The sequence below is a fragment of the Maribacter sp. MMG018 genome, from assembly GCF_018100785.1.
Taxonomy (GTDB): domain Bacteria; phylum Bacteroidota; class Bacteroidia; order Flavobacteriales; family Flavobacteriaceae; genus Maribacter.
In genome coordinates, this window is record NZ_JAGJEC010000014.1 from 1 (window position 1) to 1,675 (window position 1,675).

1 protein-coding gene is annotated in these 1,675 nt (G+C 46.3%); it reads left to right on the forward strand.

The genetic code is table 11. The features are described 5' to 3' along the window. A partial coding sequence (locus J8L85_RS17920; protein WP_211019545.1) for a hypothetical protein occupies positions 1-1,675 on the forward strand: 1,675 nt, incomplete at both ends.

The following is a 1,675-nucleotide window of genomic DNA, read 5'->3' on the forward strand; positions in this document are numbered from 1 at the left end:
CGATGTTACATTGGAGATAGCTGCGGGAGCAGTAGGTAATACTGAGCTTGGAGCGGATGCGGTAACCAGTGATAAAATATTGGACGGAACGATTGCCTCGGGCGATATCGCTGCCGGTGCGGTAAATGCAGTCACTATAAATAACGATGTGGCTGGGTCAGGTTTAACACAAAATGCCACAACAGGTGCTTTGGAGGTTAATGAATCCGTATTGGCCGATGGAAGTCTTACGTCGCCAAACAGTACAATAACATTGGGTGGTACGCCTGCGAATTCAATTTTCGAGGATGTAACTATGGACGTGGATGTTTCGGCATTAACTGGAGATGGGGATATAACATCTACCGATGGAACAATAGCTATTGCAGGCGGAAATGCTTCTACCCTTGGAGATGTGACCTTGGATGTAGCGGATAACGCGATTACAAATGCGAAGATGGCGGACAATGCCATTACCACCGATGAGTTGGCAACAGGCGCAGTTCAGTCCAGTGATATATTGGATGGTACAATAACTACAACTGATATTGCCGATGATGCCGTTTCTTTAGAGAAATTGGCGAACGGAACAGCGGACGGCCAAGTAATGCAATGGGATGATACAACCTCTTCCTGGACCTTGGTAGACCTTGGTTCGGTAACGGTAACGGAAAACGATGGTGTAATCGGTAACGAGGTAACCGGGGCTACAGATGGTACATTGACGCTCTCTGGGTTAGGAACGACGGTGAGTCCTTTAACATTGGGGATAACGGCAGGTGGTGTTTCTGCGGTGCAGCTCGCCGATGATGCTGTAAATGCTGAAAAGATAAATAGCGATGTAGCTGGAACGGGATTGGTACAGAATGCATCAGGTGCATTGGATGTGGATGTTTCTGCTTTGACGGGAGATGGTAGTATCACTTCTAGCGATATAGATGTTACAGGAGGTGTGAATTCCACATTGAATGATGTAACATTGACCATAGCGGATAACGCGATCACAAATGCGAAGATGGCTGATGATGCCATTACCACTGATGAGCTGGCAAATGGTGCTGTAGGCTTAGAAAACATAGCAGCAGGTTCTAATGCGGGAGATTTAATACAATGGAACGGTACCAATTGGGAACATGTAGCTCCAAGTACGTTAATACCGGCAACAACGGTATCCAATACAAGTAGTGTAAATACTTTGACTACAACGGTAAATGGTGTCACCGGAACAGGAGTTCCTATGGTAAATAGTAATGCATTAAGTATAAATGGAAGTAACGAGTTGGTAAGTACTGTAAATGGAGTGGTTTCAAATAATGTAAGTTTGAGTCCTTATTTGGATAATACAGATGACCAGGATGCCGATGAGGTTGCTTTCGATGATAGTAGCGCATCACTAGGCGCAACGGATGTACAAGGGGCAATCGAAGCACTGGCAAGTGCACCCGATAATGATACCCAGTATACGGCAGGCGACGGATTGAACCTGGATGTGAGCAATGAGTTCACGGCAGTAGCCAGTCCGGATGCTAACAATGCCTTGGAAGTTCGTGGCAATGGTATTTATGCTACAGATACAGATGATCAGGACGCCGATGAGGTTGCTTTCGATGATAGTAGCGCATCACTAGGTGCAACGGATGTACAGGGGGCAATCGAAGCACTGGCAAGTGCACCCGATAACGATACCCAGTATACG